This window comes from Kitasatospora sp. NPDC093558 (assembly GCF_040683475.1).
In the GTDB taxonomy this organism is placed as follows: domain Bacteria; phylum Actinomycetota; class Actinomycetes; order Streptomycetales; family Streptomycetaceae; genus Kitasatospora.
Genome location: NZ_JBFBDY010000962.1, coordinates 1 through 1,936, shown reverse-complemented (window position 1 = coordinate 1,936; position 1,936 = coordinate 1). Strand labels below are relative to the sequence as shown.

Genomic DNA, 1,936 nt, shown 5'->3' with positions numbered 1-1,936 from the left:
GCCACGCCCAACAGCAGCGCGGTCGCGAACCGCCCGTCGTCCGGCCGCGCGGCGAGCGCCGCGTCCAACCGCTCCGCGAGCCGTCCGAGATCGGGCTCGGTCCGCGCCCCCTCCCGGAACACCCCCAGCACGTCCGCCGCCGTCTCCACCGAAGGCAGCCCGTGCCCCTGCACGTCCCCGAGCAGGACCCGCACCCCGAACCGGGTGTCGAGGACGGCGTACAGGTCCCCGCCGATCCGCGCCTCGGCCGCCGCCGCAACGTACCGCACCGCCACCCGCAGCCCGCCGATCCGTTCCGGCGGCGGCCGCTGCAGCGCCCGCTGCGCCGCCTCGGCCACCGTCCGGACCTGGAACAGCTCCCGTTCCCGCGCCGCGACCAGCAGCACGTTGGCGGCACTGGCCAGCGTCGCGGCGAGGACGGTCACCAGCACGCTGACCCGGACGGCGGTCGGCAGCTGTTCGTTCGCCGACTCCAGCGCGCCCACCGCCAGCAGCGCCGCCGCCCCGACCAGGAGCGGCACCCGCGCCTTCCGGGTGGTGGCCCCGGCCAGCACCGGAGCGACCGCCAGCAACGGCGAGAGCGTCGTGCCGGGCCCGCTCACCAGGTCGGCCACGATGGCCCCCGCCAGCAGCAGGAACGCGCCGTACAACAACCCCCGCGTCCGCCGCGGCAAATGCAGCGGCGGCAAGTCCCCCGGCTCGTCCTCCTCCTCGATCACCCCTCCACTTTCCCCGCACCCCCAAACCCCGGCACCTCGACCCGCCGGGCGCCACCCGGGCGGTCGGGGCCCTCCCCGCGCCCCGGTCGGCCGGGCCGTGGCCCGCCCGACTAGGCTGGGGGACCGAGATGAGACGCAAGAGCCGACGACCGGTGTCCCCCCTTCCGCAGCGCAACGGTGTGGACCCCGTGCATCTGCGGCTGCCGATCGAGGGGCCGTGGGAGACCGTCCGGGCGTACCTCGTCGAGCGGCTGGCGGTCGTCGGTGCCGCGCGGGTCGATGCCGCGCTGGCCGGGCGGGAGATCGTGGGCGAGGCCGGGCCGGTCGCGCCGGACGAGCCGTTCACGCCGGGTGCGCACCTGTGGTTCTACCGCGACCTGCCGGACGAGGTCAGGGTCCCGTTCGACCTGGCCGTCCTGTACCGCGACGAACACCTGGTCGTCGTCGACAAGCCGCACTTCCTGGCGACCACCCCGCGCGGCAAGCACGTCGTCGAGACGGCGCTGTCGCGGCTGCGGCACGGCCTCGACCTGCCCGCGCTCAGCCCCGCGCACCGGCTCGACCGGCTCACCGCCGGGCTGGCCCTGTTCGTCGTGCGGCCGGCGGAGCGCGGCGCGTACCAGACGCTCTTCCGCGACCGGCTGGTCCGCAAGGAGTACGAGGCCGTCGCGCCCTACGATCCGGAGCTGAGCCTGCCGCGCACTGTCCGGAGCCACATCGTGAAGGAGCGCGGGGTGATCGCGGCCCGGGAGGTCGACGCGCCGCCGAACAGCGAGAGCCGGATCGACCTGCTGGAACGGCGCGACGGCCTCGGCCGCTACCGGCTCCGCCCGCTCAGCGGCCGCACCCACCAGTTGCGGCTGCACATGTCCGGCCTCGGCGTGCCGATCCTGGGTGACCCGGTGTACCCGGTGGTGCTGCCCGAGCCGGCCGCCGACGACTTCCGTCGGCCGCTCCAACTGCTCGCCTCCGTCGTCGAGTTCACCGACCCCGTCACCGGCCGCGAACACCGCTTCGAGAGCCGCCGCACCCTGACCGCCTGGACCGCCCCGGACCGCTGGGCCGCCGGGGCCGACCCGGAGGGCTTGGCCCCCGGGGCCGCGGACTCCTGACCGGCCCTAGGACCAACGGACGACCGGGTCCCCGTCCCGGTGGCCGATCCGGCGTCCGGCCGGCGGCGCGATCGTGGGGGCATGAACGCAGCACAGCACACCGCC

The 1,936-nt window shown here is 76.0% G+C and carries 2 protein-coding genes; one reads left to right on the top strand and one right to left on the bottom strand.

What is annotated here, in order from left to right:
• The coding region (locus AB0O00_RS37430) for a SpoIIE family protein phosphatase (RefSeq protein ID WP_363659155.1) at positions 1-719 on the bottom strand (719 nt) is incomplete at its 3' end.
• A 128-nt stretch (positions 720-847) separates the two neighbouring features.
• On the opposite strand from AB0O00_RS37430, the gene AB0O00_RS37425 reads away from it, so the two are divergent.
• Complete coding sequence (locus AB0O00_RS37425; protein ID WP_363659154.1) at positions 848-1,831, top strand: RluA family pseudouridine synthase; 984 nt, start codon at positions 848-850, stop codon at positions 1,829-1,831.
• The last annotated feature ends 105 nt before the right edge of the window (positions 1,832-1,936 follow it).

Excerpts from the sequence above, each read along its gene's own strand:
- AB0O00_RS37425 (WP_363659154.1), top strand. The coding sequence starts at position 848 with ATGAGACGCAAGAGCCGACGACCGGTGTCCCCCCTTCCGCAGCGCAAC.